Origin of the sequence: Arthrobacter sp. NicSoilB8, assembly GCF_019977355.1 — a bacterium.
GTDB lineage: Bacteria > Actinomycetota > Actinomycetes > Actinomycetales > Micrococcaceae > Arthrobacter.
Genome location: NZ_AP024655.1, coordinates 4584965 through 4611626, shown reverse-complemented (window position 1 = coordinate 4611626; position 26662 = coordinate 4584965). Strand labels below are relative to the sequence as shown.

The following is a 26662-nucleotide window of genomic DNA, read 5'->3' as shown; positions in this document are numbered from 1 at the left end:
GCTTATCCGTTGCGCAGGATGCCGGCCGCTGTGTCCAGGCCTTCTTGCGTTCCGACTGCAATGAGGAGGTCACCGGGGTGGAGCACGACGTCGGGTCCCGGCGAGGGGAGGACCTCGCCTTCGCGCATGATGGCCACGATTGAGACCCCGCTGCGGGTCCGGATGCTCGCTTTGCCCATCGGCTGGTTCTGGAAGGGCGACTCGGCGCTGATCGAAAACTGGCGGGTGACGATGCCGGGGATTTCCCGGTGCTCCTCGGAGAGCTGCATGGCCAGGCGCTGGCCGCCCAGGAGATTCCCCAGGGCGGCGGCCTCGTCCGCGGTCAGCGGTACTGAGGCCTGGCAGGTGTCAGGATCGTCCCAGGTCGAGACGATTAGTTCCGTCTGGCCTTCCCGGTATTCGACCACGCCGATCCGGCGTCCCGATGCAGTCATGAAGTCCTTGCGCCGGCCGAGGCCGGGGAGGTCCGTCTCATCCACGTTCATATCCTCAGCCTAGTGCGGGAACGGGATTTTCGGACGACTCAGGCCACGGGGACAACCGCGATGTCGGTCTCGTCCGGGGCCTTGACCGGCAGGAGGACCAGCAGGCCCGCCAGCAGCACCACCATGATGCCCAAGATGCCCCAGCGCTGGGCCTCTCCACTGGCCACAAAGGGGGTGGCGACGGCGATACAGAGCGTGAAAAGAGCCGGGGCGAGAAAGCTCACGGCCCGGCCCGTGGTGGCGTAAAGGCCGAACAGCTCGCCGGATTCGCCGTGCGGGGCGAGCCGGGCGAGATACGCGCGGGAGGAGGACTGGGCCGGGCCCACGAAGAGGCAGAGCAGCAGGCCGAAGGTCCAGAACGTGCTGGTCCCGGCCCAGGCCCTGCCGAAGAATTCGTAGCTTCCGTTGCCGAGCACCAGGATCGCCGTGCCCGCGAGCAGCAGGCCGGCCAGGGACGCGACAATGACGGCCTTGGGCCCGATCCTGTCATCGAAGAAGCCGCCCAGAATGGCCCCGACGGCGGCCACGACGTTTCCGAAGATCGCGAAGAAGATGACGTCCTTGAGCTCGAAGCCAAAGGTTCCGGCCGCAATCACGCCTCCGAAAGTGAATACCGCGGCCAGCCCGTCCCGGAAGATCGCGCTCGCGAGCAGGAAGTAGATGGTGTGCGGACTGGTCCGGTAGATCGCCTTGATGCGCCGGACCAGCAGGCCGTAGGAGGCGAAGAAGCCCGGGCGCGCGCCGCCGGCCGCGCGTGGCAGCTCGGGCACGGCGAAGAGCACGGGCAGGGCGAAGATGAAGAACCACAAGGCCGAAAACACCGCCACCAGCCGGATGTTGAGGCTGTCCGCCGTGGAGGCGCCGAACCAGTCGACGCTGGGCTGGACAAAGAGCTGCAGCACAATCAGCAGCGCCACGATGCCGCCGAGGTACCCCATTCCCCAGCCGAAGCCGCTGACCTTGCCGATGTTCCGCGGCGTGGAAATCTGGGCGAGCATGGCGTTGTAGTTGACCCCGGCGAATTCGAAGAAGACGTTGCCGAGCGCAATCAGCGTGACACCGAGGAGCAGGAATTCCGGCCGCGGGAAAACAAAGAAGCACAGCCCAGTCAGGAGCGCGACGGCGGCCGTGTTGACCCCCAGCCACAGCTTGCGCCTGCCGCCGCTGTCCGACCGCTGCCCGGTGACGGGGGCCAGGAAGGCGATGGCCAGGCCGGCAGCGGCCAGCGCCGCGCCGAGGACCGCCGAGGCCTGGTCCTCGCCGCCAAACGCCTTGGAGGTCAGATAGACGGTGAAAACGAACGTTGTCATGACGGCATTGAAGGCTGCCGAACCCCAGTCCCATGACGCCCACGCGAGGATCCGGCCCTTGTGCGAAACGGGACTTCCCGATTCCAGCTCGGACGACGGTCGCATGGCCTCAGGGGCGGCGGCAGTGTTCATAGCCTGAATGGTAGCCGCCAGGGGTGCCCGCTGCGGGTCACCCGCGGAGAGTCTCCGGCGGGTTCTTGCCGCTCTTTGTTGAGCTGCCTGTTTAGCTTCCTGTTCCGCTGCTTGTTTAGCTCCGGTTTCGGTTTTGCTACGAATTGTCCAGCGCCCGGTGTCCAAGCCAAAAGAATTTGTACACGCTTGGTAAACTGTCCGCACCGAACCTAACAAATGACCCGCCTGCTCCAACTTGCTGACAATCGAATTTCTGACGTTGCGGAGATACCAGTGATCACAGTCCTTGCCGTGCACTTTGCGGTGGCTGCTGTGGCCCCGCTGCTGTTCCGAAAGTTTGGCAGGAATTCGTTCTACGCCCTGGCCGCGGTCCCCGCGGCCTCCTTTATCTGGCTGATCCTGCAGCACGGCGCCATCTATTCGGACTCAGCCAATTCGGATGCCGGGGCGATCACCGAAGTACTGCCGTGGGTCCCCGGACTGCAGCTCGAACTCGCGTTCCGGATGGATGCCCTGGCCTGGGTCATGTCCCTGCTGGTGCTGGGGGTGGGCGCGCTGGTACTGGTGTATTGCGCCCGGTATTTCAAGAACAAGGACGACTACCTCGGCGGCTTCGGGGCCCAGCTCCTGGCGTTCGCCGGCGCGATGTTCGGGCTCGTCACCGCCGATGACCTCCTGCTGATGTTCGTCTTCTGGGAACTGACCACGGTGCTGTCCTACCTGCTGATCGGCTACGCCCGCACCCGGCTGTCCGCGCGGCGTTCGGCGCTGCAGGCCCTCGTGGTCACCACAGCCGGCGGGCTCGCCATGCTCGTGGGGCTCATCATCCTCGGTTCAACCGCCGGGACCTACCGGATCCAGGCCATCCTGGACCAGGCCCCCGCGCTCGTCACCGGCCCGGCGGGCGGAGCGGTGAGCGCCGCCGTCGTTCTTATCCTGATCGGTGCGATCACCAAATCCGCCCTGGTTCCGTTCCACTTCTGGCTCCCCGGTGCGATGGCCGCCCCCACTCCCGTGAGCGCCTACCTGCACGCGGCGGCCATGGTGAAGGCCGGGATCTACCTCGTGGCCCGCCTGGCCCCCGGGTTCGCCGCGACCCCGCCGTGGCTGCCGATCGTCCTTGGCCTGGGCCTGGCCACCATGCTGGTAGGCGGCTACCGGGCCCTGCGGCAAACCGACATCAAGCTCATCCTCGCCTACGGCACCGTGAGCCAGCTGGGCTTCCTGACCATGGTGGTGGGCCTCGGCACACCCGACGCGGCGCTCGCCGGGCTCGCCCTGCTCCTGGCACACGGGCTGTTCAAGGCCACGCTCTTCCTGGTGGTGGGCATCATCGACCACCAGGCCGGGACCCGGGACATCCGCGAGCTCTCCGGCGTCTACGGCTCGGCCCGGGCACTGGCGATCGTGGCGGCGATCGGCGCCGCCTCGATGGCGGGCATTCCGCCGCTGGCCGGGTTCGTCGCCAAGGAATCGGTGTTCGAGGCCTTCATCCACTACACCTCGGCGTCCGGGACCGGGCCCTGGCTCCTGGCCGGCGTGGTGGTGGGCTCGGTCCTGACTTTCGCCTACAGCGCCCGGTTCATGTGGGGCGCCTTTGCCGTGAAGCCCGGCGTCTCGCCCACAGCCTTCAAGCCGATCAAGCCTGCCTTCCTTGCCGCGCCGGCGGTCCTGAGCCTCCTGACGATCATTTACGGACTGTGGCCGGCCCCCGTTGACGGCTGGATCCAGCCCTATGCGGAGCTCTTCGTGGACGGGTCCGCCTCCGCCCCCGGGCACCTGGCGCTGTGGCACGGCATCACCCCGGCCCTGGGGCTGACCGCGGTGACCTTCGCCCTGGGCCTGGCCATGTACTACGGCCGCAACGCCGTGGCCCGGCTGCAGGCACGGGTGCCGGGCTGGATCGACGCGGACCGCGCCTACCAGCAGACGATCGGCGCCTTGGACGACACAGCGGTCTGGGTCACCGGCCGGACCCAGCGAGGCTCACTGTTCTTCTACCTGTCCGTCATCCTGACCGTGGCGTTCGTCCTGCCTCTGACGGCGCTGCTCCTGGCCAACAAACCGCTGCCGCCCGGGCTCTATGTCGTCGATCCCGGCTCGCCGCTGCAGCTTGTGGCCGGCGCCGGAATCGTGATCGGCGCGCTGGCCGCAGTCCGGGCCAACAAGCGATTCCTGGCCGTCCTGATGGTCTCCGTCACCGGCTACGGGATCGCCCTGCTGTTCGCGCTGCAGGGGGCCCCGGACCTGGCCCTGACCCAGATGCTGGTGGAAACCATCATCCTGGTGGCCTTCGTGCTGGCCATGCGGAGCCTTCCCGCGGGGCTGCGGGACAGAACCGGCGGGAAATACCGGGTCATCCGCGTGGTGATCGGCCTGTCGTTCGGCGTCACCATGATTTTCGTGGCCATCCACGCACTCGGCGCCCGCGTGGCCGCGCCGGTCTCCCTGCAGTTCCCGCAGCTGGCCTACGAGGGCGGCGGCGGCCTCAATGTCGTCAACGTGACCCTGGTGGACATCCGTGCCTGGGATACTTTCGGTGAGATCTCCGTCCTGGCCCTGGCCGCCACCGGCGTGGCGAGCCTCATCTTCGTCCGGGGCCGCGGTGACCGCATCCGGACTTCCGCGAACGTCGCGGAAGGGACAGTCGGGCGGCGGACGGGGGCCAGAGGCAGCACCCGGGACGATGCCGCCCTGGCAATGAACCGGCGGTTCGCCGCCGCCACGCGGGACGCCTGGCTCGTGGCCGGCCGGACCCTGGCGCCCGAGCGCCGCTCGATCATCTTTGAGGTGGTCACCCGCCTGATCTTCCACTCGATGATCGTGTTCTCCATCTATCTGCTCCTGGCCGGCCACAACCTGCCCGGGGGCGGCTTCGCCGGAGGCCTTACCGCCGGCCTGGCGCTGACCATCCGATACCTCGCCGGAGGCCGCTTCGAACTGCGCGAAGCCACTCCCGTCGGCGCCGGCACCCTGCTGGGAATCGGCCTGGCCACGGCCGCAGCCGCCGGCATGACCCCGCTGCTGCTGGGCGGCCAAGTGTTCCAGAGCGCCATCGTGGAAGTGTGGCTGCCCGTCTTCGGCGACATCAAGTTCGTCACCTCCACCATCTTCGACATCGGCGTGTACATCGTGGTGGTCGGGCTGGCCCTGGACGTGCTGCGCAGCCTGGGTGCGGAAATCGACGAGCACTTCGAGGAAGCACCCGAGCCGGCCGAGGACGAGGCGTCCGACGGCGGACTGTCCGACCAGAAACTGTCCAGCGACGGACTGTCCCGCGACGGACTGTCCCGCGGCGAACTGTCCAACGACGAACTGTCCAACGACGGGGCGGCCGGCGGAGTCTCCGCCCAGGCCGCCGACGCGGAAACAACTGCCAGGGGAACCACATGAGCGTCAATCTGACCCTGCTGATGGTCATGGGGGCCCTCTACGCCTGCGGCATCTACCTGATCCTCGAACGCAGCCTCACCAGGGTCCTGCTGGGCCTCATGCTGCTGGCTAACGCCACCAACCTGCTGATCCTCGCCACCGGCGGGTACGCCGGGCTGGCGCCGATCTTCGACAAGGACGTCCCGGCGGGGGACTACAACGACCCCCTGCCGCAGGCCCTGATCCTGACCTCGATCGTGATCTCCTTCGCCGTCACGGCGTTCATGCTCGGCATCATCTACCGGACCTGGGTCCTGGCCCGCCAGGATGAAATCCAGGATGACGCCGAGGACCGGCGCGTCGCGGAAACGCCCAGCTTCGATGCCGAGGACGACTCCGTGATTCCGGTCGAAACCTCCGAGTTCCCGCTGTCCCTGATCGGCGCCGCCGGTTCCGCCAAAGACGGCGGTTCCGCCAATGACGGCGGCACTGCCGCCGTCATGTCCGGCGACCGCCCCGTGCGGGCCGAAAAAGCCGCGTCCGAAGAACAGCCCGGCTCCCTGAACGTCGACCCCAGCCCGGAAGGAGGCGGAAAGTGAACATTGCCAGCTTTGCCCCGCTCGCCGTCGTACTCCCCATCCTGGGCGCCGCCCTGACGTTCCTGCTGATCCGCAACCCCCGGGCCCAGCGGGCCGTCAGCATCACCCTCCTGACCCTGACCCTGCTCCTGGAATGCTGGCTGCTGGCTTCTGTCTGGGAAGGCGGGACGGCTGCGGTGAACCTCGGCGGCTGGATGCCGCCCTGGGGGATCGTGCTGGTGGTGGACCAGTTCTCCTCGCTCATGCTCGTGGTGTCCTCGGCCGTGAGCCTCGCCGTGCTGATCTACGCGACGGGCCAGGGCATGGCCGACGGCGACCGCGACGCGCCGGTCTCGATCTTCCACCCGACCTACCTGATCCTCGTCGCCGGGGTGTCCAACGCCTTCCTGTCCGGGGACCTCTTCAACCTCTACGTCGGCTTTGAGATCCTGCTGACGGCCAGCTACGTGCTGATCACCCTCGGCGGGACGGGACCGCGCATCCGGGCCGGCGTGACCTACGTGGTGGTCTCGGTCGTCTCCTCGGTGCTGTTCCTGATCGCGATCGCCATGATCTACGGCGCCACCGGAACCATCAACATGGCGGATCTGGCCATCAAGCTCGGGGACCTCGACCAGGGCACCCGGACGCTGCTGCACGTCATGCTGCTGGTGGCCTTCGGCATCAAGGCCGCCGTCTTCCCGCTGTCCTTCTGGCTCCCTGACTCCTACCCCACAGCGCCGGCCCCGGTCACCGCGGTGTTCGCCGGGTTGCTGACCAAGGTGGGCGTCTACGCGATGGTCCGCACCGAGACGCTGCTGTTCCCGGGGGATGCGCTCAATGCCCCGCTCATGGTTGCGGCGCTGCTGACCATGGTGGTGGGAATCCTCGGCGCCCTGGCCCAAAGCGACATCAAGCGTCTCCTGTCCTTCACCCTGGTCAGCCATATCGGCTACATGGTGTTCGGCCTGGCCATGTCCACGGTGGCCGGCCTGGGCGCCGCGGTCTTCTACGTGGCGCACCACATCACCATCCAGACCAGCCTGTTCCTGGTGACCGGCCTGATTGAACGCCGGGGCGGCAGCTCGTCCATTGACCGCGTGGCCGGACTGGCCAAGCTGTCCCCGGTTCTGGGAGTGCTGTTCTTCATTCCCGCCATGAACCTGGCCGGCATCCCGCCGTTCTCCGGATTCCTGGGCAAGCTGGGACTCCTGCAGGCGGGCGTCGAGCTCGGGACCCCGCTGGCCTACGCCCTGGTGATCGGCGGGGTGCTGACCAGCCTGCTGACACTGCTGGCCATCGCGAGGGTCTGGAACAGGGCATTCTGGCGGAAACCCGAGGACGCCGAACACCCCGATCCGGTGCTCCTGGCTGCTCCGGAAGACTCCGCCACCGGTAACCGGGCCGGGAAGACGAACGTGACCCTGCTGCCCCGCACCATGGTGGGCTCCACCCTGGGCCTGGTGGTCTTTGGCGTGGCCCTGACGGTCTTTGCCGGGCCGTTGTTCAAGGTGGCCGACCAGTCCGCGCAGGAGATGCTGGACAGGTCCTCGTACATCCAGGCTGTGCTTGGCGAGGACGCGCCGGTGCCGCCAGTGCCTCAGTCGGCCCGGCCGGACCAGCAGCAGGGCGGCGGGAAATGAACCGGAAAAGGATCTCCCTGCGTCAGGAACTGCCGCTGCTGGTGTGGCTGGTCTTCGTCTGGGGCGCCCTGTGGCAGAACTTCAGCCCCGGCAATCTCCTCTTCGGGGCGCTCATCGCCGTGCTCGTGGCACGCGTTTTCTATCTGCCCCCGGTGGAGCTCGGCGGCCGCTTCAACGTGCTCCGCGCCGTCCCCTTCGCCATCGTCTTCCTCGGCAAGGTTGTCGCGGCGAGCTTCCAGGTCCTGTACCTCGCCGTGGCCCGCGGGCCGCGCGTGGTCAGCGCAATCGTCGCCGTGCCGCTGCGGAGCCATTCCGACCTCCTGGTGACGGCCACCGGGCACGTGATCTCGCTGATTCCGGGGTCTCTCGTGGTGGAGGTGGACAGGTCCACGTCCACCCTCTACATCCACGGCATCAACGTCCGCGACGCGGACGACGCGGCCAAGCTGCGCAAGGAGGTCCGTGACACCGAGGCCGGGCTGATCAGGATCATGGGGACCAAAGAGGAACTGTCCGCCCTTACCCAGGAGATCGCCGCATGATGCAGGTTGTCCTGACGGTGACCGCCGTCGTACTTTCCCTGGCCGCCGCGGGGGCGATCGTGCGGATCGCGCGGGGGCCCTCGCTGCTGGACCGGGTGCTCGCCGCCGACGTGCTGCTGGCCATCTTCGGGGCGGCCCTGTGCATCGACATGGCCGCCAACCGGCACCTTAACAACCTGATGCTGCTGGTGGCGATTTCGCTCATCGGCTTCGTCGGCTCGGTCACCGTGGCCCGGTTCGTGGCCGACCGGAGGGAGAACGTCCGTGAATCCTGAAACAGTGATCGACGCCGTCTCCGCCGTGTTCATGATTGTCGGCGCGCTGATGTCCCTCGCCGCCGCCGTCGGGCTGCTGCGCTTCCCGGACCTCATGAGCAGGATGCACGCCGCCACCAAGCCGCAGGTCCTTGGCCTGTTCCTGCTGCTGGCGGCCCTCGGCCTGCAGATGCGCTCATGGTGGGTGTGGCCGGTCCTGGTGGTGGCCTGGCTCTTCCAGTTGCTGACCGTGCCCGTCTCGGCCCACATGGTGGGCCGGGCCGGCTACCGGACCAAGCACCTGCACCCGGAGCTGCTCAGCGCCGACGAACTCGAAGCCGTGGTCCAGAAGGCCGCCCAGCAGGCGGCCGGCAAGCACGGAGCGGACGGCGACGCCCGCCGATGAGCCGGCGGCCACCGTCGGGCCCGGGCGAAAAAAATGTCGGTTCCGCGGATGCTTACGTGCCAGAATCCTCACATGACCAAGGAACGCAGTGAACTGAAGAGCATCGGATACGAGATCTTCATCGGTATCCTTTCGATCCTGTCGATCGTCAACATCATGCTCTTGTATGTCGTGCAGGAGAAATCGCTCGACACTGTGCTCACCGTGATGAACGCCGTTTTCAGCGTAATCTTCCTTACCGACTTCATCTACCGGATCGTCACCGCGCCGTCGCCGGGCGCCTATTTCTTCAAGCACTTTGGCTGGGCCGACCTCTTGGCCAGCATGCCTTTCGAGCAATTCAAGATCCTGCGCATCTTCCGGCTGATCCGGGTGTACCGCTTGCTCCGCGATGTCGGAATCCGCACGATCGGCCGCGCGCTGAGCAAGGACCGGGCCGGCAGTTCACTGTACATACTGCTGCTCATGGGCATTTTCGTGCTGGAATTCGGAAGCCTCTCGATGCTCCGCGTTGAACAGGGCGCCCCAGGGGCCAACATCACGACCGCCTCGGACGCCCTCTGGTACACGATCGTCACCATCTCGACAGTTGGATACGGTGACCAGTATCCGGTCACCGATGCGGGCCGTGCCATCGGTTCAGGCATCATCGTCATCGGCGTCGGCATCTTCGGCACATTCACCGGTTACTTGGCCAACTTCTTCCTGTCTCCCACCAAGAAGGGACCGGCACCGGCCGTTGAGCCGGCCGACACCAGCGCGACGGTCGAGGGGCTCCGCCTGCGGCTCGAAAAATCCGAAGCCAAGCTTACCGAGATCAGAAAGCTGCTCGTCGATCCGACCCAGTGAACGTCCTTGAAACGCCCCGGCTAGACGATGTCCTGGTTCTTGGCGAAGCGGGTGATCGCGCGCTGGGTGCCGCGGTTGGCGAGCACCTGGATGATGGCGCTGACGGATGCCGAGATCAGCGCAAAGGTCAATGCCGAGCGCAGCGTGGTGGGGACGTCGTCGTCGTGGTCCTTGGGCGGCTTGTTGCCCGTGGACTTCTCCCAGACGGTGTCAACGAGTTTGGTGCCGACATAGCCGGCCAGCAGGCTCACGCCGGCGCCGAACAGTTTGATGAAGAGGTTCATTCTTCGTGACTCCTTGCGGGAGGAAACAGGACTGTCCCTAGCCTAGCGTTCCTTGCCCGGCGGTCCAGACAGGGCCAACGCCCCTGTCCCGCGGCGTCCGCCGGACGTACTTTCAAGCATGGACCAGCCCCGCACCCGCCCGCTCGGCCCTGTCCGGGGCGCCGCGACGGATGGCCAGAGCTGGCGCCAGCTGTACTTCTGGGCGGGCATCTCCGCCGTGGTGTTCATTGGGTTGCTGGTTCTGGCCCTGCTCCTTGACTTCCTTGCCCCGCCGCCGGTCCACGGTGGTGCCGAAACGCTGGAGTTCATCGCCAGGAACAAGGGGATCTATGTCGCCGAACAGCTCCTGTGGACGGTGTCCAACATTCTTCCGGTGCTGGTGTTCGTGACCCTCTTTGTGGCGCTCGCCCCGGTCAATAAGAGTCTGGCCCTGCTGGCCACGGTGGTTGGCGCGTTGCCGTGGGCGATGTTCCTCGCCGTTCCCGTCACGAGCCGGGGATCGCTGATCCTGGTCTACCTCAGCGACCGGTACGCCGCGGCGTCCGGCACTGCCGCTTACGACGCCGCCGCCCGGCTCCGGTATGCCACCGCGGCGGAGACGGTGATCGCCGAGAACAACACCCCCGCCGTCGTCGGCGTCCTGTCCGCACTCGGCATCCTGCTGATCTCACTGGTCATGCTCAAGGGAGTGCTGCCCCGCGCGGTGGCGTGGCTGGGAGTGGCCACGGGAACAGCGGGGGTGATTGCCGAGGCGCTCCGGCAGGCCGTTCCGTCGTTCTACCTGGCGTACGGGCTCCTGATGTGGGCCTGGTTCCTGGCCGTGGGGATTGCGCTGCTCCGGCTGGCCCGGCGAACGCCGCGCGCGGGCGGCGGAACCGGGGACTAACCCTCCGGGGTGAGGACCGTCCGCAGAGCCTCGACGACGAGATCGTGGTCCGCCTTCTGGGGCAGCCCGGAAACGGTGACCACCGCAATGGCCCCCGTGCCGCGCAGGTAGATGGGGAACGCCCCGCCGTGGGCGGCGAACTCGCTCTGGTCCCACCAGGCGTTGTCCTCCATCCTCCCGCCGGCCGCGCGGGCCCGGAGACCCACCAGCAGGGAGGGGACCTCGTACCGCTGGGCTGTGCGCTTCTTCGCGTTGATCCAGCGTTCGTTGTCCGGTGTGGCGCCGGCCAGGGCCGCGTGGAAGAGCACCTGTTCGCCTTTGGTGATGTCGACGGCGATGGGCAGCGAGCGTTGCCGGCCCAGCTCGACCAGGAGGAGCCCGAGGTCCAGGGCGTCGTCCTTGCCGAAGGATGCGAACTGGAGGGACTCCATTTCGGCCAGCACGCGGCCGATGAGGGCCGCCAGTGATCCCGGCGGCTGCGGCTCGCTCGAGTCGGGGTCGTATTCCCCGGAGGGGTCTGGCGTGGCTGGTGCGTGCGTCAAAATGATCCAGCTTTCCGATGGGTGACGAGGCCGCCGCTGGCGGGTCCGGGTGTCCGACACGTCGACTTTACCAAGAGGGGCGGTTCCGGCCGCGGGGACCTTCAGCACCCGGTCCGCATTATGACAGCACACCGCTGAAAACCCGGCGGTCCGGGTGTAAACTTGGCAACGCCCACAAGGGCGATTTTAGATACGACAGGGGAGCGCCGCCGTCGGGCATCGCCGGAAAAATCCGGGGAAACCATTGGTGGGCGCTGAGAGTGCGGACAGCCGCAGACCCTCGAACCTGATCCGGTTAGTACCGGCGCAAGGGAGTCGAGTTCTCAGGGTGCGCGGAGGGCGGCGGAAGCCGAAGCCGGCCGGAGCACCCTCCCCTCCTGTTCCTCAGGAGGACGACATGACAGATATTTCAGCACAGCATGGTTCCGCCAGCCGCTCATCCGCACGGCGCAACTACACCTGGCGCGTGGTGGACATCGTGGTGGCCGCATTGATCGCCGTGGCCGGCGGCGTCATTTTCTGGGCCTGGTCCCAGGGCGCCAACCTGATTTCGACCCCCATCAACGCGCTCTACCCGCCGCTCACCGGACTCTACGCCGGCGGCTGGATGATCCCGGCGGTGCTGGGCATGCTCATCATCCGCAAGCCCGGCGCGGCGCTCTTCTGCGAGACCGTGGCGGCCACGGGCGAGCTCATCATGGGTTCGCAGTACGGCACCACGGTGCTGATCTCCGGCGTCCTGCAGGGCCTCGGCGCGGAACTGGTCTTCGCGGCATTCCTGTACAAGAAGTTCAACTTGCCGGTGTCCCTGCTGGCCGGTGCCGGCGCGGGCCTGTTCTGCGGCCTGAACGATTCCTTCCTGCCGTGGGGCTGGAACATCGCCTACGAAGCCGGCGACAAGCTCGCCTACATCGTCTTCACGACCATCTCCGGCGCCGTGATTGCCGGCGGCCTGTCCTGGCTGGCCACCCGCGGCCTGGCCAAGACCGGGGTGCTGGGATCCTTTGCCTCGCGCAAGGCCGCCACGGAGCCCGTCTTCTCCTGAACCCCGCTCCCGAACCCACACCTGAACCCCTCCTCGAACCCCTCGTGAACGGCGCAAACGACTCATGACATCCTCACCGGGCGTCCGGCCGGCCGCCGTCACGGCCCGCGGCTGGGGCTGGCGGCACGCCGGACGGCCCCGGCCCGCGGTCAGCGGCCTTGACCTGGACATCCGGCCGGGGGAGCGTGTGCTCCTGCTGGGCCCCTCCGGCGCGGGCAAATCGACGCTGCTCCACGCCCTGGCGGGCGTGCTGGGAGACAGCGCGTCGGGCGCCTCGGGGCCGGCCGGCGATTCCGGCGGCGCCGGCGATGCCGAGGACTCTGACGAGACCGGAAGCCTGCTCATTGACGGCGCCCCGCCACGGTCCCGGCGCGGCCGCGCCGGGCTCGTGCAGCAGGACCCGGAAACCCAGGTGGTGCTTTCCCGCCTCGGCGACGACGTCGCGTTCGGGGCGGAGAACCTGTCCGTCCCGGCGGCGGAGATCTGGCCCCGGGTGCGTGAGGCGCTCGACGACGTCGGGCTGGGCCGGCTGCCGCTGGACCACCCGACGTCGGCGCTCTCCGGCGGACAAAAGCAGCGCCTGGCGCTCGCCGGGATCCTTGCGATGCGGCCGGGGCTGCTGCTGCTCGACGAGCCGACCGCCAACCTCGATCCCGCCGGCGTCCTGGAAGTCCGCGATGCCGTGGGCCGCTGCCTGGACAAGACCGGCGCCACCCTGGTGGTCGTGGAGCACCGGGTGGCGGTCTGGAAAGACCTCGTGGACCGGATCGTGGTGCTGCAGCCCGGTTCCGCCACCGACTCCGCGGTACTGATCGACGGCCCGCCGGACCGGGTCCTGGCCGAGGCGCGGGACATGCTCATCGGTGCGGGCGTCTGGGTGCCCGGCTACGTTCCGGCGACACGGACCCGGACGGCCCCGGCATCAGGACAGCTCCTGCTCGCGGCGGAAGGACTCGCGGTGTCCCGCGAGCGGCCGCGGCGGGCCGGGCTGCGCGGGGGCTTCCGCAGCATTGCGCCGCGTCCCGTGCAGTCCGGCATCTCGACGCAGGTCCGCGCCGGCGAGGCCCTGACCATCACCGGGCAGAACGGCTCGGGGAAGTCGACCCTGGCCCTGACGATGGCCGGGCTCCTGCGCCCCGTGGCGGGGACAGTCTCGGCCCCGCCGGGGCTGAGTGGTCACGCCAATGGTCGCGGAACTGGTCTCGGCACTGGTCGCGGCACTGGCCGCCAAGGCGAGGGTGCCGGAACCGATCCGTACCGGTGGAAGGCCCAGCAGCTGATCGCCAGGATCGGAACCGTGTTCCAGGAACCCGAGCACCAGTTCGTCACCGGCCGGGTCCTGGACGAGCTCATGTTCGGTCCGCGCCACCTCGGCTACGGCGAGGAACGCGTGGACGAGCTCCTGGAGCGGCTGCGGCTGACAGAACTCGTGGAGGCCAACCCGTACACGCTCTCCGGAGGCGAAAAGCGGCGCCTGTCGGTGGCCACGGTGCTGGCGGCGCATCCGCAGGTGCTGGTCCTGGACGAACCCACTTTCGGCCAGGACGCCAACACGTGGGCGGAGCTCGCCTCCTTCCTCTCCGAACTCCTCGACGCCGGCACCGCGGTGGTTTCCGTTACGCACGACGCCGAATTTTCCGCCGTCCTGGGCGGCACCGAACTCCGCCTCCACACCCCCGCAGCGGCGGCCGGCGCGCCCGCCCCGGACCTTGAGCTTCCGGAGGGGGCTTCGCCATGAGGGACGCACTCAGCCTCCGCGGCAACCATGCACTGCTGACCCGGGCCAACCCGCTCGCCAAGTTCACCGCGGTCACGTTGATCACCCTGGTCCTGGCACTGTCCATTGACTGGGTTTCGGCGTCCGTGGCGCTGGCCTTCGAGCTGCTGCTCCTGCCGCTCGCCGGCCTGACCCTGGCTTTGCTGTGGCAGCGCGGCTGGCCGCTGATCCTCGCGGCCGCGCTGGGCGGCTGGAGCACCGCTATCCTTGCGCCCGACGCCGGATCCGTCCTGTTCGACGCCGGGATCTGGTCCATCAGCGCCGGCTCGCTGCAGCTGGGGATCGGCTTCATGCTCCGCGGGCTTGCGATCGCGCTGCCGGCGGTGCTGCTCATGAGCTGCACCGACCCCACGGACCTGGCCGACGCCCTGGCCCAGAAAGCGAAGCTGCCGCACCGGTTCGTCCTGGGCACCCTGGCGGCCATGCGGCTGGTCGGGATCATGGCCGAGCAGTGGCAGACGATCGGGATGGCCCGGCGCGCCCGCGGCGTCGGCTCGAGCGGCAACCCCTACCAGCGGTTCCGCGCCACCCTGGGCCAGAGCTTCGGCCTGCTGGTGCAGGCCATCCGGAGCGCGTCCCGGCTCGCAGTGACCATGGAGGCCCGCGGGTTCGGCGGCGCGACGCGGACCTGGGCCAGGCCGTCCACGTTCAGCGGACTCGATGTCTGGGTGCTGCTGGGCGGGCTTGGCATCGCGGCAGCCGCCGCGGCCGCAGCCCTGGGCGCGGGCACCTGGAATCTCGTCTTCCTCGCACGCCAGTAGCCGGGCCCGCCACGGTGGCTACGCCGTTTATCGCATGATGCGGGTATCCCTGTGACATTAACGGCATTCCGGCGGGAATGCCCGGGGTTAATAAATCATCCGTGATATTTTCGGGGCATGACTCAACCGACTGCTGAACACGTAGGCCTCCTGCTCCGCGAAGCGCGCGGGGCGAAGGGCTGGACCCAGGGACAACTCGCCGCCGAGCTGGGCACCAGCCAGAGCGCCATCGCCCGGATGGAACAGGGCAAGCAGAACCTGAGCCTGAAGATGATCCAGCGGCTGGAGACGATCGTCGGGCACAGCATCGTCAAAGTGGGCCGGCCCCAGATGACCCACCTCCGGGTCGAGGGCGGCCGGACGCTCTCCGGCGCCGTGGACGTCAACAGCAGCAAGAACGCCGGCGTCGCGCTGTTGTGCGCCAGCCTCATCAACCGCGGCACCACTACGCTGCGCCGGCTGGCCAGGATCGAGGAAGTCAACCGGATCGTGGAGGTGCTGACCAGCATCGGCGTCGAATGCACCTGGCTCAACGCGAACGACCTCCAGATCCGCCGCCCGGCCGTCCTGGACCTGGCTTCCACGGATGTGGAGGCCGCGCGCCGGACCCGCAGCGTCATCATGCTCCTGGGCCCGCTGCTGGACGAGGCCGACACCTACCGGCTGCCCTACGCCGGCGGCTGCGACCTCGGTACCCGCACGGTCCAGCCGCACATGCAGGCGCTGCGCCAGTTCGGCCTGAGCGTGGAGGCGAAGTCCGGGTTCTACGCTGTCCAGGCGCCGCCGTCGGACGGGCACGACCGCTCCTTCGTGCTCAGCGAACGCGGCGACACCGTCACGGAGAACGCCATCATGGCCGCGGCCCACCGGCGCGGCACCACCATCATCCGCAACGCCAGCCCCAACTACATGGTGCAGGACCTCTGCTTCTACCTGCAGATGCTCGGCGTGGACATCGCGGGCGTCGGCACCACCACCCTGAAGATCACCGGCCGCCCGTCAATCGACGTCGACATCGAATACTTCCCGTCCGAGGACCCGATCGAGGCGATGAGCCTCATCACCGCCGGCATCGTGACGAACTCGGAAGTCACCATCCGCCGGGTCCCGATCGAGTTCATGGAAATTGAACTCGCCACGCTGGAGCAGATGGGACAGCGGCTCGAGGTCTCCGGGGAGTATTTTGCCCGCAACGGCCGCACACGCCTGGTGGACGTCACCACCAGGCCCTCGGAGCTGGGGGCACCGGAGGACAAGATCCACCCGATGCCCTTCCCCGGCCTGAACATCGACAACCTGCCGTTCTTCGCGGTGATTGCCGCCAACGCCCACGGCCAGACCATGATCCACGACTGGGTGTACGAGAACCGGGCCATCTACCTGACCGAGCTGAACAAACTGGGTGCCCAGGTGCAGCTGCTCGACCCGCACCGGATCTACGTCAACGGGCCCACCAAGTGGCGTGCCGCCGAGGTGGGCTGCCCGCCGGCCCTCCGCCCCGCCGCCTGCCTGCTGCTGGCCATGCTGGCGGCCCGAGGCGTCTCGGAGCTGCGGAACATCTATGTCATTGAGCGCGGCTACGAGGACCTGGCGGAGCGGCTTAACACCATCGGCGCGAAAATCGAGTACTTCCAGGACTGATCCCAGACTGATCCCAAGCAACGCGGGGTCAGATCGCGCCCGTCCGGAGGGGCGGCATGGGCGCGGAGTGACCCCGCGTTGGTGTAGGGCGTTTCGGCGGATCCTGACGCACAATAGATTCATGCGCACCTTCGGCGTGGAGGAAGAACTGCTGATAGTGGACCCCGAATCGGGGATGCTGCTTGCCCTCGCCGACCTCATGCTGCCCAGCCTGGTGCCGCCGAATCAGGCCGCCGCCCGGGTTCTCGCGGGACAGCAGCCGGTCCACGAAGGCGGCGCCGACTTCAGCTACGAACTCAAGCTCGAACAGATCGAGACCCAGACGCGGCCGTGCCTGGACTACCCGGAGCTGCTCCGGCAGCTGCGGCAGGGCCGGGCACTCGCGGACCGCGCCGCCCGGGCGCACGGCGGACGGGTTGCCGCGCTGGCGACCTCGCCCCAAGGCGCCGCCACCCACCTGACGCCGAAGCAGCGGTATATGACCATGCAGGAACGCTTCGGGCTCACAGTCCGGAACCAGCTGACCTGCGGCCTGCATGTCCACACCTTCGTGGAGACCCCGGAGGAAGGCGTGGCCGTGATGGACCGGATCCGCGACAAGCTGGCCGTGCTGATCGCCCTCAGCGCAAATTCCCCGTACTGGAACGGCGCGGAGACCGGATTCGAAAGCTACCGCACCCAGGCATGGAACCGCTGGCCTGGCTCGGGCCCCACGATGATCTTCGGCAGCCTGCCGATCTACCGGCGGGTGGTGACCCGGTTGGTGGAAAGCGGCGTCCTGCTGGATGAGGGGATGATCTATTTCGATGCGCGGCTGTGCCGCCAGCACCCCACCGTGGAGGTCAGGGTCGCCGATGTCTGCCTGCGGTCCGAGGACGCGGCGCTGATCGCCGTGATCGTGCGCGCCCTGGTCGAATCGGCGTCGCGGGAATGGAACGACGGCGTCGACCCCGCCCCGGTGCCCACGCTGCTGCTGCGGATGGCCGCCTGGCAGGCCAGCAACTGCGGACTGCGCGGGGAGCTGCTGGACTTCGGAACCTTCACCCCCGCCCCGGCCGCCGAGGTGGTCAGGGCGCTCGTGGACTTCGTGGCCCCCGTACTGGAGGAACAGGGCGAGCTGGAGCTGGTGCGCGAGGGTGTCGACAGGATCCTGGCAGAGGGCACAGGCTCGCAGCTGCAGCGGGGGCCGTTCCGGGACGGCGGCCTGGCCGCCGTCGTCGAACGGGCCGTCGAAGTCACGACGCAGGGGACCGCCGCCGGCGAAGGATCGTCCCTGGGCAGGGCCCGCAGGGGCTGAGCGGAGCCCGCCGAGGCAGCAGTTCGCGGCAATGTCATGCGGGCAAACTGCCGCGAACTGCGATCTCGCGGCGGGGATCGGCCCTAGACCTGCTTGAGCGCCTGGCCGAGGTCGCGGATTAGGTCCTCGACGTCCTCCAGGCCCACCGAAAGCCGCACCACGCCGTCGCTGAGCCCGATCGCCGCACGGCCTTCCGGGCCCATGGCGCGGTGCGTCGTGGTGGCAGGGTGCGTGATGAGGGACTTCGAATCGCCAAGGTTGTTGGAGATGTCGATGATGCGCAGCGCGTCCAGGAGCGCGAAGGCGGCCTCCTTGGCGGTGCGCCCGGGGGAGGGCGACAGCTCCAGCGTCAGCACGGTTCCGCCGGCCTTCATCTGCTTCACCGCGAGTTCGTGCTGCGGGTGGGAGGGCAGCAGCGGGTACTTTACCCAGCTGACCGCTGGCTGTCCCTCGAGCCATTCGGCCAGCCGCAGGGCGGAGGCGGAGGAATGGTTGACGCGCAGGGCCATGGTCTCCAGGCCCTTGGTCAGGACCCAGGCGTTGAAGGCGGAGAGCGAAGGCCCGGTGTGCCGCATGAGCTGCTTGACGGGCCCGTCGATGAATTCCTTGGTGCCCAGAATCGCGCCGCCGAGCACGCGTCCCTGGCCGTCGATGTGCTTGGTGCCGGAGTAGACGATCACGTCCGCGCCGAGGTCGCCGCAGCGCTGCAGGAGCGGGGTGGCGAAGACGTTGTCGACCACCACTGTGGCGCCTGCCGCATGCGCCAGTTCGCTGACGGCGGCGATGTCCACGATTTCCTGCATCGGGTTCGACGGCGACTCGAAGAAGACCGCCGTCGTCGGCTCCGAGAGCGCGGACCGCCACTGATCCAGGTCCGGGCCGTCGACGAAGACGGTCTCGACGCCCCAGCGCGGCAGGATCTCGTTGAGGATCACGAAGCACGAGCCGAAGAGCGAGCGGGCGGCGACGACCCGGTCGCCGGCCGCCAGCAGCGCGCCCAGGGCGGTGAAGACGGCGGACATGCCCGACGCGGTCGCAAAACACGCCTCGGTGCCCTCGAGCAGCCGGAGCCGCTCCTGGAAGGTCGCGACCGACGGGTTGCCGTAGCGGGAGTAGACGAAGCGCTCGTCCTCCCCGGTGAAGGCGCGCTCGGCGGCGGCAGCGGACTCGTAGACGAAGCCCGAGTTGAGGAAGATCGGCTCGGTGGTTTCTTGGAAGCCGGTGCGGTCAAGGCCGCCACGGACGGCCTGGGTGTCGGCGGACCAGCCGGCGGCGTCGGGATTGAAAGTCACTTAAATCTTTCCGAGGTTGGTGGGCAGGCCGCGGTTCTTCCAGCCGTTGACGGTACGTTCGCCAAGCCGGTCAGTCTCGCCTTCGAAGCCCTCAAGGACGTTGTAGGAGGTGTAGCCGGCGGCCGTCGCGGCCGTCGCTGCGGCGATCGACCGGGCGCCGGAGCGGCACAGGAACACAAGTTCGACGGCGGCGGTCTCCGGTGCCTGCTGTTGTAGCTGTTCCACGAAGTGCGGGTTCGGCACGCCGCCGGCGAGGGTCCACTGGATGAAGAGCGGATCGTTTCGGCTGCCGCCTGCCGGCGCAGTGTCCGGGACGCCGATGTGGGCCCATTCGCCCTCGGTCCGGACGTCCACCAGGATGGCTCCGGCTTCGAGCTTGTCCCACGCTTCCTGCGGGCTGAGGTCTCCGGCGTAGCTCATGCGTGGCCCTCGAATGCCTGGTCGGCGCCGAACTCGTCGGTGTCGAGCTCGTCAACGGCGTTGGCCACGGCGGCGTCCGCGCTCGCAATCGCGGCCGGCAGGACCAGTGCCTGCGCCACGATCACCGTGCTGCCGTTGAACGTGGCGGCGGGGCTTCCGTGCAGGACATAGCCCTCGGCCAGGGCGGTCGACACACGCTCGCAGAAGGCGCGGTCATCGGCGCCGGTGAACAGGCGGTAGGCCAGCTTCTCCTCGCCGGCGGATGCCGTACCGGGGGCTGTGCCGGGGGCGGCTGCTGTGTCGGGTATAGCGGGGGTGGACGGGTCGGGCACGACGGATCTCCTCTTTCACGCTTGCAGCTCGAATGGTCGATATGCCGAGTATTCACCTGAGGCACCCCGCCGCGAAAGGGAGGGTTGCCGACCGGCCAGTCAGGGCTTGGCACCGGTTCTCATTACTCCCCAAAAACGTAACACCTACGACGCCGGCCCGCACCGCCGCCGTCGTCATGTTCCGTAACCGGACCCCCACGGCCGGGGTCAGAGGGAGCGCGGTGCAGGCGACGGAGAGGCGAGTAGTGCCGGGTTCCAGTTTCGGGTACTGCCCACTCGTGCGCGCCGGGACATTGCGCCGTGTACTGGGGAGACCGGACCGATGCGTCGGCCGGTGTCGCATAGTTCATGCATCACGTTGTCTGCGCATCACGATGTCTGTGAACGAAAGTGACGGCGATCAAGCTTTTCATCTGTCAAATTGTCTGTGAATCGGCGGCCGGGAAACGGCCGGAGCCGCAACCGCGGCCCGGCAGGTGACGGCGGAATGGAGCAATGATGGGCCCGCGTGTACTGGTTACCGGGATCGCAAGCGCCGCCGGCCGCGCCGTCGCGGCCCAGCTCGCCGCCCGCGGCATCCCCTGTCTCGGCTCCGACGCCCGCGCCGACACCCGTCAGGCCGACGACGGCCCCGCTGCGGCGGCGGTCAGGCTCCTGCCGGCGACGGACCCGGACATGGTCCTGGACCTTCGCCGGCTGGTGGACGGGGAAGCCATCAACGTCATCATTCCGACCCTCACCGCGGAACTTCCGGTCCTGGCCGCGGCCCGCGCCGGATTCGCCCAGGACGTGCGGATCATCGTTGGCGACCCCGCCGCGGTGGCCCTCGCCAACGACCGCCTGTTCACGGCCTGGGCGTTGCAGGCAGCGGGCATTCCGGTGCCCCGCTTCGCGGTACCGGGCGACCTCGCCGCCGCGCCGGCATCCCTCGCCGCCCTCAACGGCCCCGTCGTGGTCAAACAGCGGGTCTTCAAAGGCTCCCGTGCTGTCCACCTGCTGGCCGGGACCGCGTCCGTATGCTGGCAGAACATGGCGGCCGGTCAGCTGGTCCAGGAGTTCATCCCGGGCGCCGATTACGTGGCCCTGGTGTTCGGCACCCCGGCCCGCAACGCGATGGCGCCCGTGGCCGTGGTCCTGGAGAAGACGAAGACCCCGTACGGACGTGCCGGCAGCGACGAAGTCAGCCGCAGGGTTCCGGCGGCCGAGGCCAGGGATGTGCGCAAGCTCGGCCTGGCCGCCGTCCGCACGCTGGGGCTGACCGGGCCGGTCCAGGTCCAGATCCGCCGCCGCGCCGACGGAACCCCCGTGGTGCTGGGCGTCTGCGCGACTCTGGGCGAGAACAGCACCTGGGCACCGGAACTGCTCGATGCCGTGCTGGCAACCTTCATGCTCCCGGCGTTCAACCCGGCATCCTTCCGGCGGTGCCCTGCAGTTCCCGCGGATGCCCTGGGCTGAGCAAACGCCAACGCGGGGTCACTTACGGCCCGTGTCGGGCGGCGGGACGGGCCGTAAGTGACCCCGCGTTGCTATTCGATGGTGGCGAAGAGGGCGTTGAGTTCGGCCGTGAGCTGCCGGCGCAGTTCCGGGGTGCCGATTTCCTGGCCGTCGATGTGGTTCACGGGCGCCAGGAGCCGGATGCTGGAGATCAGCCAGACGGCGTCGGCATCCAGCAGGTCTTTCGGCTCCAGCGGCCCATAGCCCAGCTCCCAGCCGGCCGCCTTGGCGGCGGTGAACAGGGCGCCCTGCGAGGTGCCCGGCAGGATGCCGCTGTCCAGCTGCGGCGTGATGAGCCGCCGGATCGTGCGGACGCCGCCGGCACCGTCGTCCACGGTTTCCAGGTGCGCCAGCAGAACGGTCGACGTCGGCCCCTCCAGAACCCGGCCGTCCGCGGACGTGAAGATGACGTCGTCGGCGCCATGCTGGTGCGCGTAGCGCAGCGCGGCCATGTTCACGGCGTAGGAGAGGGTCTTGGCGCCGAGCAGCAGCCAGGGGGCGCGCTCGCCGACTTCGCTGTCGTAACCGCGGTCCAGCAGGATGACGTCGATTCCGGTCTCGCGCTGGCGGCGGCCCGCGGCCGCGGGGGCGGAGGCCTGGACCCAGCAGGTGGGGGCGGCGGCGCCCTCCGGCCCGCGGGTGACGAGCAGCTTCACCACGACCTCGTCCCGGGCCGTGCCGCCGGCCGCGGCCACGGCAGGATCCTGGCGCCGGTACTCGCTGATGGCGGTATCCACGGCCCGGCGCCAGACGTCCTCGGCGGGAATGTCCAGCTCCAGCAGGCGGGCGGAGCCGGCCAGCCGGGTCAGGTGCGCCTGGATCTTGCGCGGCCGGCCGCCCACAGCCAGCAGTGATTCAAAAACGCCGTCGCCGCGGGTGGCGCCCAGGTCCGTGGCCATCAGCTGCGGCTTCGACGCGTCCGCAACGCGGCCGCCGTCGAACGCCGGGTCCAGGAAGACCAGAACGGTCGCGGGCGCAGGAACAGGGGCAGGAGTGGTCATGGCTACAGCTTAGTCTCGGAGGTCCCGGGATAGGATTTGCACGTTGCCCGTTCCGGAACTGTTCCGCGGGCCTTGTACTTTGAGGGGTTCGCCTGTGCTGTGGCCATTTCCGCTGGCGGAAACTTTACCGTCCTGGGCAATTCTGATCCTGACCGTGATCGACTCCGCCATCCGCGTGCTGGCACTGGGCATCATCCCCGGAAACCGGCGCCCCACCACCGCGATGGCCTGGCTGCTGGGCATCTTCATTGTCCCCACCATCGGCCTGGCCTTGTTCCTGCTGTTCGGCAACTTCCGGCTCTCCCGCAAGCGCCGCGCGCAGCAGGACGCGGTGAACACCCGGGTGCGCGCCGGGACCTCGGAACTGGCGATGCTGGAAAGCGGCTACGCCGGACCCGAATGGGTGGCGTCCGCCGCGGAACTGAACAAGACGCTGGGCTCGCTGCCGATGGTGGACGGCAACCAGGTGGAGCTCCTGCCCGGCTACCCAGACTCCATCAAGGCGATGACAGAGGCGGTCCGCGGCGCAAAGTCCTTCGTCAACGCCGAGTTCTACATCATGAGCTCGGACCACGTCACGGACGATCTGCTGACCGCGATGGAAGAAGCCGCCGAGCGTGGCGTCGAGGTCCGTGTCCTCTTCGATCACCTCGGCACGCTTCGCATCAAGGGCTACCGCAGGCTGATCGCCCGGCTCAACGCCAGCAAGATCCGCTGGCGGCCCATGCTGCCGCTCAACCCGCTGCAGGGGCAGTGGCGCAGGCCGGACCTGCGCAACCACCGCAAGATCATGGTGATCGACGGCGAGATCGCCTTTACCGGATCGCAGAACCTGATCGAGCCCTCCTACAACAACCCGCGGCACCGCAAGATCGGCCGCGAATGGGTCGAACTGATGGCCTGCCTTCGCGGGCCGATCGTCACCACGCTCAATGTCGTCTTCGCCACCGACTGGCTCAGTGAGACCGACGAGTCCATCGAGGAACAGCTCGCGCACCGGCCCGAACTTCACGCCGGGAACATCACCGCCCAGGTGGTGCCCAGCGGCCCCGGCTTCATCACCGAAAACAACCTGCGGCTCTTCAACACGCTGATTTACTCGGCGCAGCGCAAGATCTCAATCTGCAGCCCGTACTTCGTCCCGGATGACTCGCTGCTGTATGCGGTGACGACGGCGGCGCAGCGCGGAGTGGACGTCGAACTCTTCGTCTCGGAAAAGGGCGACCAGTTCCTGGTCCACCACGCCCAGCAGTCCTACTACGAGGCGCTGCTTGAAGCCGGGGTGCGGATCTACCTCTACAAGGCCCCGTTCGTGCTGCACGCCAAGCACTTCACGATCGACGACGAGGTTGCCGTGCTGGGTTCCAGCAACATGGACATGCGCTCCTTCTCGCTGAACCTTGAGGTCTCGGTGATGCTCCTGGGGGAGGACATCGTGCGGCGGATCAGCGCCGTGGAGGACACCTACCGGGGCATTTCGCGCGAATTGACGCTCGAGGACTGGATGAAACGTCCGATGGGCGTCAAATACGTGGACAACGTCGCGCGTCTCTCGGCGACGCTGCAGTAGCCGTGGCGGCAGGCAGCACGCCGACAGCCGTGAGGCTACTCAGCCCTGCGGGAATGCGGTTCCGAGCGCCGAGAGGACGCCGAACGCTTTGGTCCGGATTTCCTCGTACTCCTCCTGCGGGGTCGAGTCGGCGGTGACGGCCCCGCCGACGCCGAGGCTTAGTTCCGCGGTACCGTCGCCGAGCATCCTCGTCACCAGGGTCCGGATCGCCACGGCAAGGTCGGCGGAGCCGTTCAGGGAGAAATAGCCGATCGCCCCGGAGTATACGCCCCGCGGTGCCGCCTCCAGCCGGTCCAGGATCGCCATGGTGCTGACCTTCGGGGCGCCGGTCATCGAGCCGGCGGGGAAGCAGGCGGCGACTGCCTCAGCGCGCGGCGTCCCGGGCCGCAGCCGGGCGTCGATGGTGCTCACCATTTGGTGCACCGTGGCGTAGCTCTCGATCGCACACAGCCGGCTGACCGCCACCGAACCCGGGACGGCGAAGTGGCTCAGGTCGTTGCGCAGCAGGTCCACGATCATGATGTTTTCCGCGCGGTCCTTGGCCGATGCTTCCAGCTCCTGCCGCAGAGCCGCATCCGCCCCGGGTGCCGGATCGCGGCGGCGCGTGCCCTTGATGGGCTCGGCGCGCATCCTGCCGTCCGCAGCCAGCTGCAGGAATCGCTCCGGCGACGTGCTCGCCACTGTGAGCTCGCCGAAGCGCAGATAGCTGGCGAAGGGGGCCGGGTTGCGGCGCCGCAGCTCCAGGTAGGTCCGCCACGGATCCATCCCGTGCTCCCCCACGCCCTGCGGTCCCGCGGATGTGACAGCCGTGAGTGCGGTGGTCAGGCAGACCTCGTAGGTGTTGCCTTCCGCGATTTCACGCTGGGCCGCGGAAACCTTCGCCTTGTAGCCGGCTTCCGCGTCGCGGGCGCTGAAGCGCGGCGGTGCGGCGGGCGGTGCCGGGGTGTCCGCAGCAGGGGAGCCGTGCGCCGAGGCGGCCGCCACCGCCCCGCGGGCCGTGGTGAGCCAGTCCGCGGCGTCGGGGGTGTCCAGGGCCAGCAGCCAGGCCGTGCCCGCCGCGTGGTCGAGGACCACGGCCCGGCCGGCGAAGATCAGGCAGGCGTCCGGCGTGGTGGCGGCCACGTCGGTGCCGCCGGTTTCGCGTTTGAGCTCGTAGCCGAGGTACCCGAGCCAGCCCAGCGTGAACTCGCACGGATAGCCCTCGGGGGCGCGGAGCGCCCGGCGCCCCCAGACGCCGTCGAGCCAGCGGAAAAACGGGCCGTCGGTGGTCACGGTGGCCTGGCCCGAACTGACTCGGGTCAGGCCGGAACTGTGCCGGACCGCCTGGCCGAAGCGGCCGCCGTCGTCGGCCAGGATGCTGAAGCGGCTGCGCTTCGCGGCTTCCGGGGCAAGGCCTGCCGGGTCCAGCGAGGAGTCGAGCCACACTGCATTCGTTGAGCTGCCGAAGAGCGTTGCGAACAGCCGGCCGGCATCGGGCGTGGCGTCGATCCGTTCTGCCCGCAACTCCTGGCCGTCCCGGGCGGCGAGTTCGGGCAGCAGTGCGGGGCCGACGGCGGGAAGGTACTGCAGGGCCTGCAGAACGTCGTCGGGGGCCGCGCCGTCTGCACGGTTGAGCACGTGAACGTCGGCGCTTGCCGGGACGTCGTCGGCCGCCAGCCATTCCGCTTCCTGGGCCGCCCACTGATCCCAGAAGGGCTCGTAGGTCCCGCCGTCCCGGGCCAGCGCCCGGGCCCGGCGCTCGGCGTCGGAGGAATCCGCCCAGATCACGGCGTCCAGCAGGGGGCGTGCTGCGGCCGCGGCGGCGCCGACGCCCTCCACCAGAACGATCTCGGCCGGGCGCGTGGTGCGGACCTCGCCGTCGTAGTGCCGCTCCCAGTCCCAGCTGACCCATTCCGCGGGCTCCCCGCGCCGCAATGGGGACAGCACGGTGGTGACGTAGCGTTCGATCCCGGCCACAAGCCCGTTCCAGCCGGGGTAGATGTCCTCAAGGTGGAAGAGTGAGACTTTGTGGTGTTCCCGGAGCCGCGCCGCCAGTTCGATGGCCAGGGTGGTCTTGCCGGAACCGGACCGCCCGTCGATTGCGATGATGACGGGTACGGGGCTCATGAAATAGAGCGTACCCGGTGCTGTGCGTTGGGCTGATCGCTGCCGTGATGTTGCCCGTCCAGCCGCTGCAGCTCGGCGCGCACGTGCTCCACGATCCCGGGCACTGAGGCCCGGATGAGGTTCCACGTGGTGTCGAAGTCGGTGTGGCCGCCGTACCACGGGTCCTCGATGCCCTGCTCGAGCGGGTCCTTGTCCGCCACCGCGGGATCGAAGCTGCGGAGCATGCGGATTTTGGCCAGGGACTCGCGGTCCGGCGCCGCCTGCCGCAGCCAGCCGTAGTGGTCGACGTCGAGGGCCAGGATCAGTTCACGGCTGACGAACCATTCGGGGCGCCATTCGCGGGCCACGTGCCGGTCCGAGGCGATGTTCTGGGACGTAAGTTTGCGCGCGGCCCGGGGATCGATGGGCCGGCCGGCCTCATACGCGGTGGTGCCGGCGGAATCGACCACGGCCCCCGTGAGGCGCACGGCCCGGAATGCCTCCGCCAGCATGAGTTCGGCCATCGGAGACCGGCAGATGTTTCCGGTGCAGACCGCGATGATCCGGTACTGGCTCGACATTGAGGTCATAGCTAAGCATGAACGATCCCGGCCCTCTTGGCTAGCCGAAACCCCCGCAGTGTTACAGAAGTTGTCAATCGATG

General features: G+C 68.4%; 25 protein-coding genes and 2 riboswitches. Of the genes, 15 read left to right on the top strand and 10 right to left on the bottom strand.

Annotation, left to right across the window (positions count from 1 at the left end):
• Positions 1–2: 2 nt before the first annotated feature.
• Positions 3–485, bottom strand: a complete 483-nt coding sequence (locus LDO15_RS20870; protein WP_223982024.1) for a cation:proton antiporter regulatory subunit — start codon at positions 483–485, stop codon at positions 3–5.
• A gap of 38 nt (positions 486–523) precedes the next feature.
• A complete protein-coding gene (locus LDO15_RS20865) occupies positions 524–1927 on the bottom strand; it encodes an MFS transporter (RefSeq protein ID WP_223982022.1) in 1404 nt (467 codons plus the stop codon).
• 273 nt (positions 1928–2200) lie between these two features.
• Between LDO15_RS20865 and LDO15_RS20860 the strand changes: the two genes are divergently transcribed.
• The 7 genes from LDO15_RS20860 (at position 2201) to LDO15_RS20830 (ending at position 9571) form a co-directional block, all read left to right on the top strand.
• Positions 2201–5320: a Na+/H+ antiporter subunit A gene (locus LDO15_RS20860; RefSeq protein WP_223982019.1), complete on the top strand. Its 3120-nt coding sequence runs from the start codon at positions 2201–2203 to the stop codon at positions 5318–5320.
• On the top strand, positions 5317–5898 hold the full coding sequence (locus LDO15_RS20855) for a Na(+)/H(+) antiporter subunit C (RefSeq protein WP_223982016.1): 582 nt from the start codon (positions 5317–5319) through the stop codon (positions 5896–5898). Before LDO15_RS20860 ends, LDO15_RS20855 begins: the two co-directional genes overlap by 4 nt.
• Positions 5895–7520, top strand: a complete 1626-nt coding sequence (locus LDO15_RS20850; protein ID WP_223982013.1) for a Na+/H+ antiporter subunit D — start codon at positions 5895–5897, stop codon at positions 7518–7520. Before LDO15_RS20855 ends, LDO15_RS20850 begins: the two co-directional genes overlap by 4 nt.
• The gene (locus tag LDO15_RS20845; RefSeq protein WP_223982010.1) at positions 7517–8062 is read left to right on the top strand and encodes a Na+/H+ antiporter subunit E; all 546 of its coding nucleotides are present in this window, start codon (positions 7517–7519) and stop codon (positions 8060–8062) included. Before LDO15_RS20850 ends, LDO15_RS20845 begins: the two co-directional genes overlap by 4 nt.
• On the top strand, positions 8059–8337 hold the full coding sequence (locus tag LDO15_RS20840; protein ID WP_223982007.1) for a monovalent cation/H+ antiporter complex subunit F: 279 nt from the start codon (positions 8059–8061) through the stop codon (positions 8335–8337). Before LDO15_RS20845 ends, LDO15_RS20840 begins: the two co-directional genes overlap by 4 nt.
• A 31-nt stretch (positions 8338–8368) precedes the next feature.
• The gene (mnhG, locus tag LDO15_RS20835) at positions 8369–8722 is read left to right on the top strand and encodes a monovalent cation/H(+) antiporter subunit G (RefSeq protein ID WP_263428406.1); all 354 of its coding nucleotides are present in this window, start codon (positions 8369–8371) and stop codon (positions 8720–8722) included.
• Positions 8723–8794: 72 nt separating this feature from the next.
• Positions 8795–9571, top strand: coding sequence for an ion transporter (locus LDO15_RS20830; RefSeq protein WP_223982005.1), 777 nt, complete (start codon positions 8795–8797; stop codon positions 9569–9571).
• A 20-nt stretch (positions 9572–9591) separates the two neighbouring features.
• On the opposite strand, the gene LDO15_RS20825 is transcribed toward LDO15_RS20830, so the two are convergent.
• Positions 9592–9855, bottom strand: a complete 264-nt coding sequence (locus LDO15_RS20825; RefSeq protein ID WP_223982002.1) for a DUF4235 domain-containing protein — start codon at positions 9853–9855, stop codon at positions 9592–9594.
• Between the two features lie 118 nt (positions 9856–9973).
• On the opposite strand from LDO15_RS20825, the gene LDO15_RS20820 reads away from it, so the two are divergent.
• Positions 9974–10741, top strand: coding sequence for a DUF4386 family protein (locus LDO15_RS20820; protein ID WP_223981999.1), 768 nt, complete (start codon positions 9974–9976; stop codon positions 10739–10741).
• Here LDO15_RS20820 and LDO15_RS20815 read toward each other — a convergent pair.
• The gene (locus LDO15_RS20815) at positions 10738–11283 is read right to left on the bottom strand and encodes a heme-degrading domain-containing protein (RefSeq protein ID WP_223981996.1); all 546 of its coding nucleotides are present in this window, start codon (positions 11281–11283) and stop codon (positions 10738–10740) included. The two genes, LDO15_RS20820 and LDO15_RS20815, sit on opposite strands and share 4 nt — an antisense overlap.
• A 187-nt stretch (positions 11284–11470) precedes the next feature.
• Positions 11471–11614, top strand: a riboswitch (TPP riboswitch).
• A 66-nt stretch (positions 11615–11680) separates the two neighbouring features.
• Between LDO15_RS20815 and LDO15_RS20810 the strand changes: the two genes are divergently transcribed.
• The 5 genes from LDO15_RS20810 to LDO15_RS20790 all read left to right on the top strand — a co-directional run bounded on the left by LDO15_RS20810 (position 11681) and on the right by LDO15_RS20790 (position 17804).
• The gene (locus tag LDO15_RS20810) at positions 11681–12328 is read left to right on the top strand and encodes an ECF transporter S component (protein ID WP_223981993.1); all 648 of its coding nucleotides are present in this window, start codon (positions 11681–11683) and stop codon (positions 12326–12328) included.
• 64 nt (positions 12329–12392) lie between these two features.
• Complete coding sequence (locus LDO15_RS20805) at positions 12393–14066, top strand: ABC transporter ATP-binding protein (protein ID WP_223981991.1); 1674 nt, start codon at positions 12393–12395, stop codon at positions 14064–14066.
• Complete coding sequence (locus LDO15_RS20800; RefSeq protein WP_223981988.1) at positions 14063–14866, top strand: energy-coupling factor transporter transmembrane component T; 804 nt, start codon at positions 14063–14065, stop codon at positions 14864–14866. Before LDO15_RS20805 ends, LDO15_RS20800 begins: the two co-directional genes overlap by 4 nt.
• Before the next feature lie 117 nt (positions 14867–14983).
• Positions 14984–16507, top strand: a complete 1524-nt coding sequence (locus LDO15_RS20795) for a UDP-N-acetylglucosamine 1-carboxyvinyltransferase (RefSeq protein ID WP_223981986.1) — start codon at positions 14984–14986, stop codon at positions 16505–16507.
• A 121-nt stretch (positions 16508–16628) separates the two neighbouring features.
• Positions 16629–17804 carry a glutamate--cysteine ligase gene (locus tag LDO15_RS20790; protein ID WP_223981983.1) on the top strand — a complete coding sequence of 392 codons (1176 nt, stop codon included), beginning with the start codon at positions 16629–16631 and terminating at the stop codon, positions 17802–17804.
• A gap of 83 nt (positions 17805–17887) precedes the next feature.
• On the opposite strand, the gene LDO15_RS20785 is transcribed toward LDO15_RS20790, so the two are convergent.
• From LDO15_RS20785 to LDO15_RS20775, 3 genes are read right to left on the bottom strand one after another with little or no spacing between them, the layout of a single operon-like run.
• Positions 17888–19096, bottom strand: a complete 1209-nt coding sequence (locus tag LDO15_RS20785; protein ID WP_223981980.1) for an O-succinylhomoserine sulfhydrylase — start codon at positions 19094–19096, stop codon at positions 17888–17890.
• Positions 19097–19516 (bottom strand): rhodanese-like domain-containing protein, encoded by a 420-nt coding sequence (locus LDO15_RS20780; protein ID WP_223981979.1) that lies wholly within the window; start codon positions 19514–19516, stop codon positions 19097–19099.
• Entirely contained in the window at positions 19513–19824 is a 312-nt protein-coding gene (locus LDO15_RS20775; RefSeq protein WP_223987589.1) for a DUF1737 domain-containing protein, read from the bottom strand. The genes LDO15_RS20780 and LDO15_RS20775 overlap by 4 nt, the downstream gene beginning before the upstream one ends.
• Before the next feature lie 36 nt (positions 19825–19860).
• A riboswitch (SAM riboswitch) is annotated at positions 19861–19975 on the bottom strand.
• 368 nt (positions 19976–20343) lie between these two features.
• On the opposite strand from LDO15_RS20775, the gene LDO15_RS20770 reads away from it, so the two are divergent.
• A complete protein-coding gene (locus LDO15_RS20770; RefSeq protein WP_223981976.1) occupies positions 20344–21303 on the top strand; it encodes a hypothetical protein in 960 nt (319 codons plus the stop codon).
• Between the two features lie 71 nt (positions 21304–21374).
• Here the strand turns inward: LDO15_RS20770 and LDO15_RS20765 are convergent, their stop codons facing one another.
• Complete coding sequence (locus tag LDO15_RS20765; RefSeq protein WP_223981975.1) at positions 21375–22343, bottom strand: aminodeoxychorismate lyase; 969 nt, start codon at positions 22341–22343, stop codon at positions 21375–21377.
• 97 nt (positions 22344–22440) lie between these two features.
• Here LDO15_RS20765 and cls point away from each other — a divergent pair, with 97 nt between their 5' ends.
• Positions 22441–23913 carry a cardiolipin synthase gene (gene cls, locus LDO15_RS20760; RefSeq protein ID WP_223987587.1) on the top strand — a complete coding sequence of 491 codons (1473 nt, stop codon included), beginning with the start codon at positions 22441–22443 and terminating at the stop codon, positions 23911–23913.
• Between the two features lie 39 nt (positions 23914–23952).
• On the opposite strand, the gene pabB is transcribed toward cls, so the two are convergent.
• Positions 23953–26019 (bottom strand): aminodeoxychorismate synthase component I, encoded by a 2067-nt coding sequence (pabB, locus tag LDO15_RS20755; RefSeq protein WP_223981972.1) that lies wholly within the window; start codon positions 26017–26019, stop codon positions 23953–23955.
• Positions 26016–26588, bottom strand: coding sequence for a low molecular weight protein-tyrosine-phosphatase (locus LDO15_RS20750; protein ID WP_223981969.1), 573 nt, complete (start codon positions 26586–26588; stop codon positions 26016–26018). Before LDO15_RS20750 ends, pabB begins: the two co-directional genes overlap by 4 nt.
• Positions 26589–26662: the final 74 nt, after the last annotated feature.

What these genes read in the sequence shown, in the direction of transcription:
- LDO15_RS20870 (WP_223982024.1), bottom strand. Translation starts at nt 485, where the DNA reads ATGAACGTGGATGAGACGGACCTCCCCGGCCTCGGCCGGCGCAAGGAC.
- LDO15_RS20865 (WP_223982022.1), bottom strand. Translation starts at nt 1,927, where the DNA reads ATGAACACTGCCGCCGCCCCTGAGGCCATGCGACCGTCGTCCGAGCTG.
- LDO15_RS20855 (WP_223982016.1), top strand. Translation starts at nt 5,317, where the DNA reads ATGAGCGTCAATCTGACCCTGCTGATGGTCATGGGGGCCCTCTACGCC.
- LDO15_RS20845 (WP_223982010.1), top strand. Translation starts at nt 7,517, where the DNA reads ATGAACCGGAAAAGGATCTCCCTGCGTCAGGAACTGCCGCTGCTGGTG.
- LDO15_RS20840 (WP_223982007.1), top strand. Translation starts at nt 8,059, where the DNA reads ATGATGCAGGTTGTCCTGACGGTGACCGCCGTCGTACTTTCCCTGGCC.
- mnhG (WP_263428406.1), top strand. Translation starts at nt 8,369, where the DNA reads ATGATTGTCGGCGCGCTGATGTCCCTCGCCGCCGCCGTCGGGCTGCTG.
- LDO15_RS20830 (WP_223982005.1), top strand. Translation starts at nt 8,795, where the DNA reads ATGACCAAGGAACGCAGTGAACTGAAGAGCATCGGATACGAGATCTTC.
- LDO15_RS20825 (WP_223982002.1), bottom strand. Translation starts at nt 9,855, where the DNA reads ATGAACCTCTTCATCAAACTGTTCGGCGCCGGCGTGAGCCTGCTGGCC.
- LDO15_RS20820 (WP_223981999.1), top strand. Translation starts at nt 9,974, where the DNA reads ATGGACCAGCCCCGCACCCGCCCGCTCGGCCCTGTCCGGGGCGCCGCG.
- LDO15_RS20810 (WP_223981993.1), top strand. Translation starts at nt 11,681, where the DNA reads ATGACAGATATTTCAGCACAGCATGGTTCCGCCAGCCGCTCATCCGCA.
- LDO15_RS20805 (WP_223981991.1), top strand. Translation starts at nt 12,393, where the DNA reads ATGACATCCTCACCGGGCGTCCGGCCGGCCGCCGTCACGGCCCGCGGC.
- LDO15_RS20800 (WP_223981988.1), top strand. Translation starts at nt 14,063, where the DNA reads ATGAGGGACGCACTCAGCCTCCGCGGCAACCATGCACTGCTGACCCGG.
- LDO15_RS20795 (WP_223981986.1), top strand. Translation starts at nt 14,984, where the DNA reads ATGACTCAACCGACTGCTGAACACGTAGGCCTCCTGCTCCGCGAAGCG.
- LDO15_RS20790 (WP_223981983.1), top strand. Translation starts at nt 16,629, where the DNA reads ATGCGCACCTTCGGCGTGGAGGAAGAACTGCTGATAGTGGACCCCGAA.
- LDO15_RS20780 (WP_223981979.1), bottom strand. Translation starts at nt 19,516, where the DNA reads ATGAGCTACGCCGGAGACCTCAGCCCGCAGGAAGCGTGGGACAAGCTC.
- LDO15_RS20770 (WP_223981976.1), top strand. Translation starts at nt 20,344, where the DNA reads ATGATGGGCCCGCGTGTACTGGTTACCGGGATCGCAAGCGCCGCCGGC.
- LDO15_RS20765 (WP_223981975.1), bottom strand. Translation starts at nt 22,343, where the DNA reads ATGACCACTCCTGCCCCTGTTCCTGCGCCCGCGACCGTTCTGGTCTTC.
- pabB (WP_223981972.1), bottom strand. Translation starts at nt 26,019, where the DNA reads ATGAGCCCCGTACCCGTCATCATCGCAATCGACGGGCGGTCCGGTTCC.
- LDO15_RS20750 (WP_223981969.1), bottom strand. Translation starts at nt 26,588, where the DNA reads ATGACCTCAATGTCGAGCCAGTACCGGATCATCGCGGTCTGCACCGGA.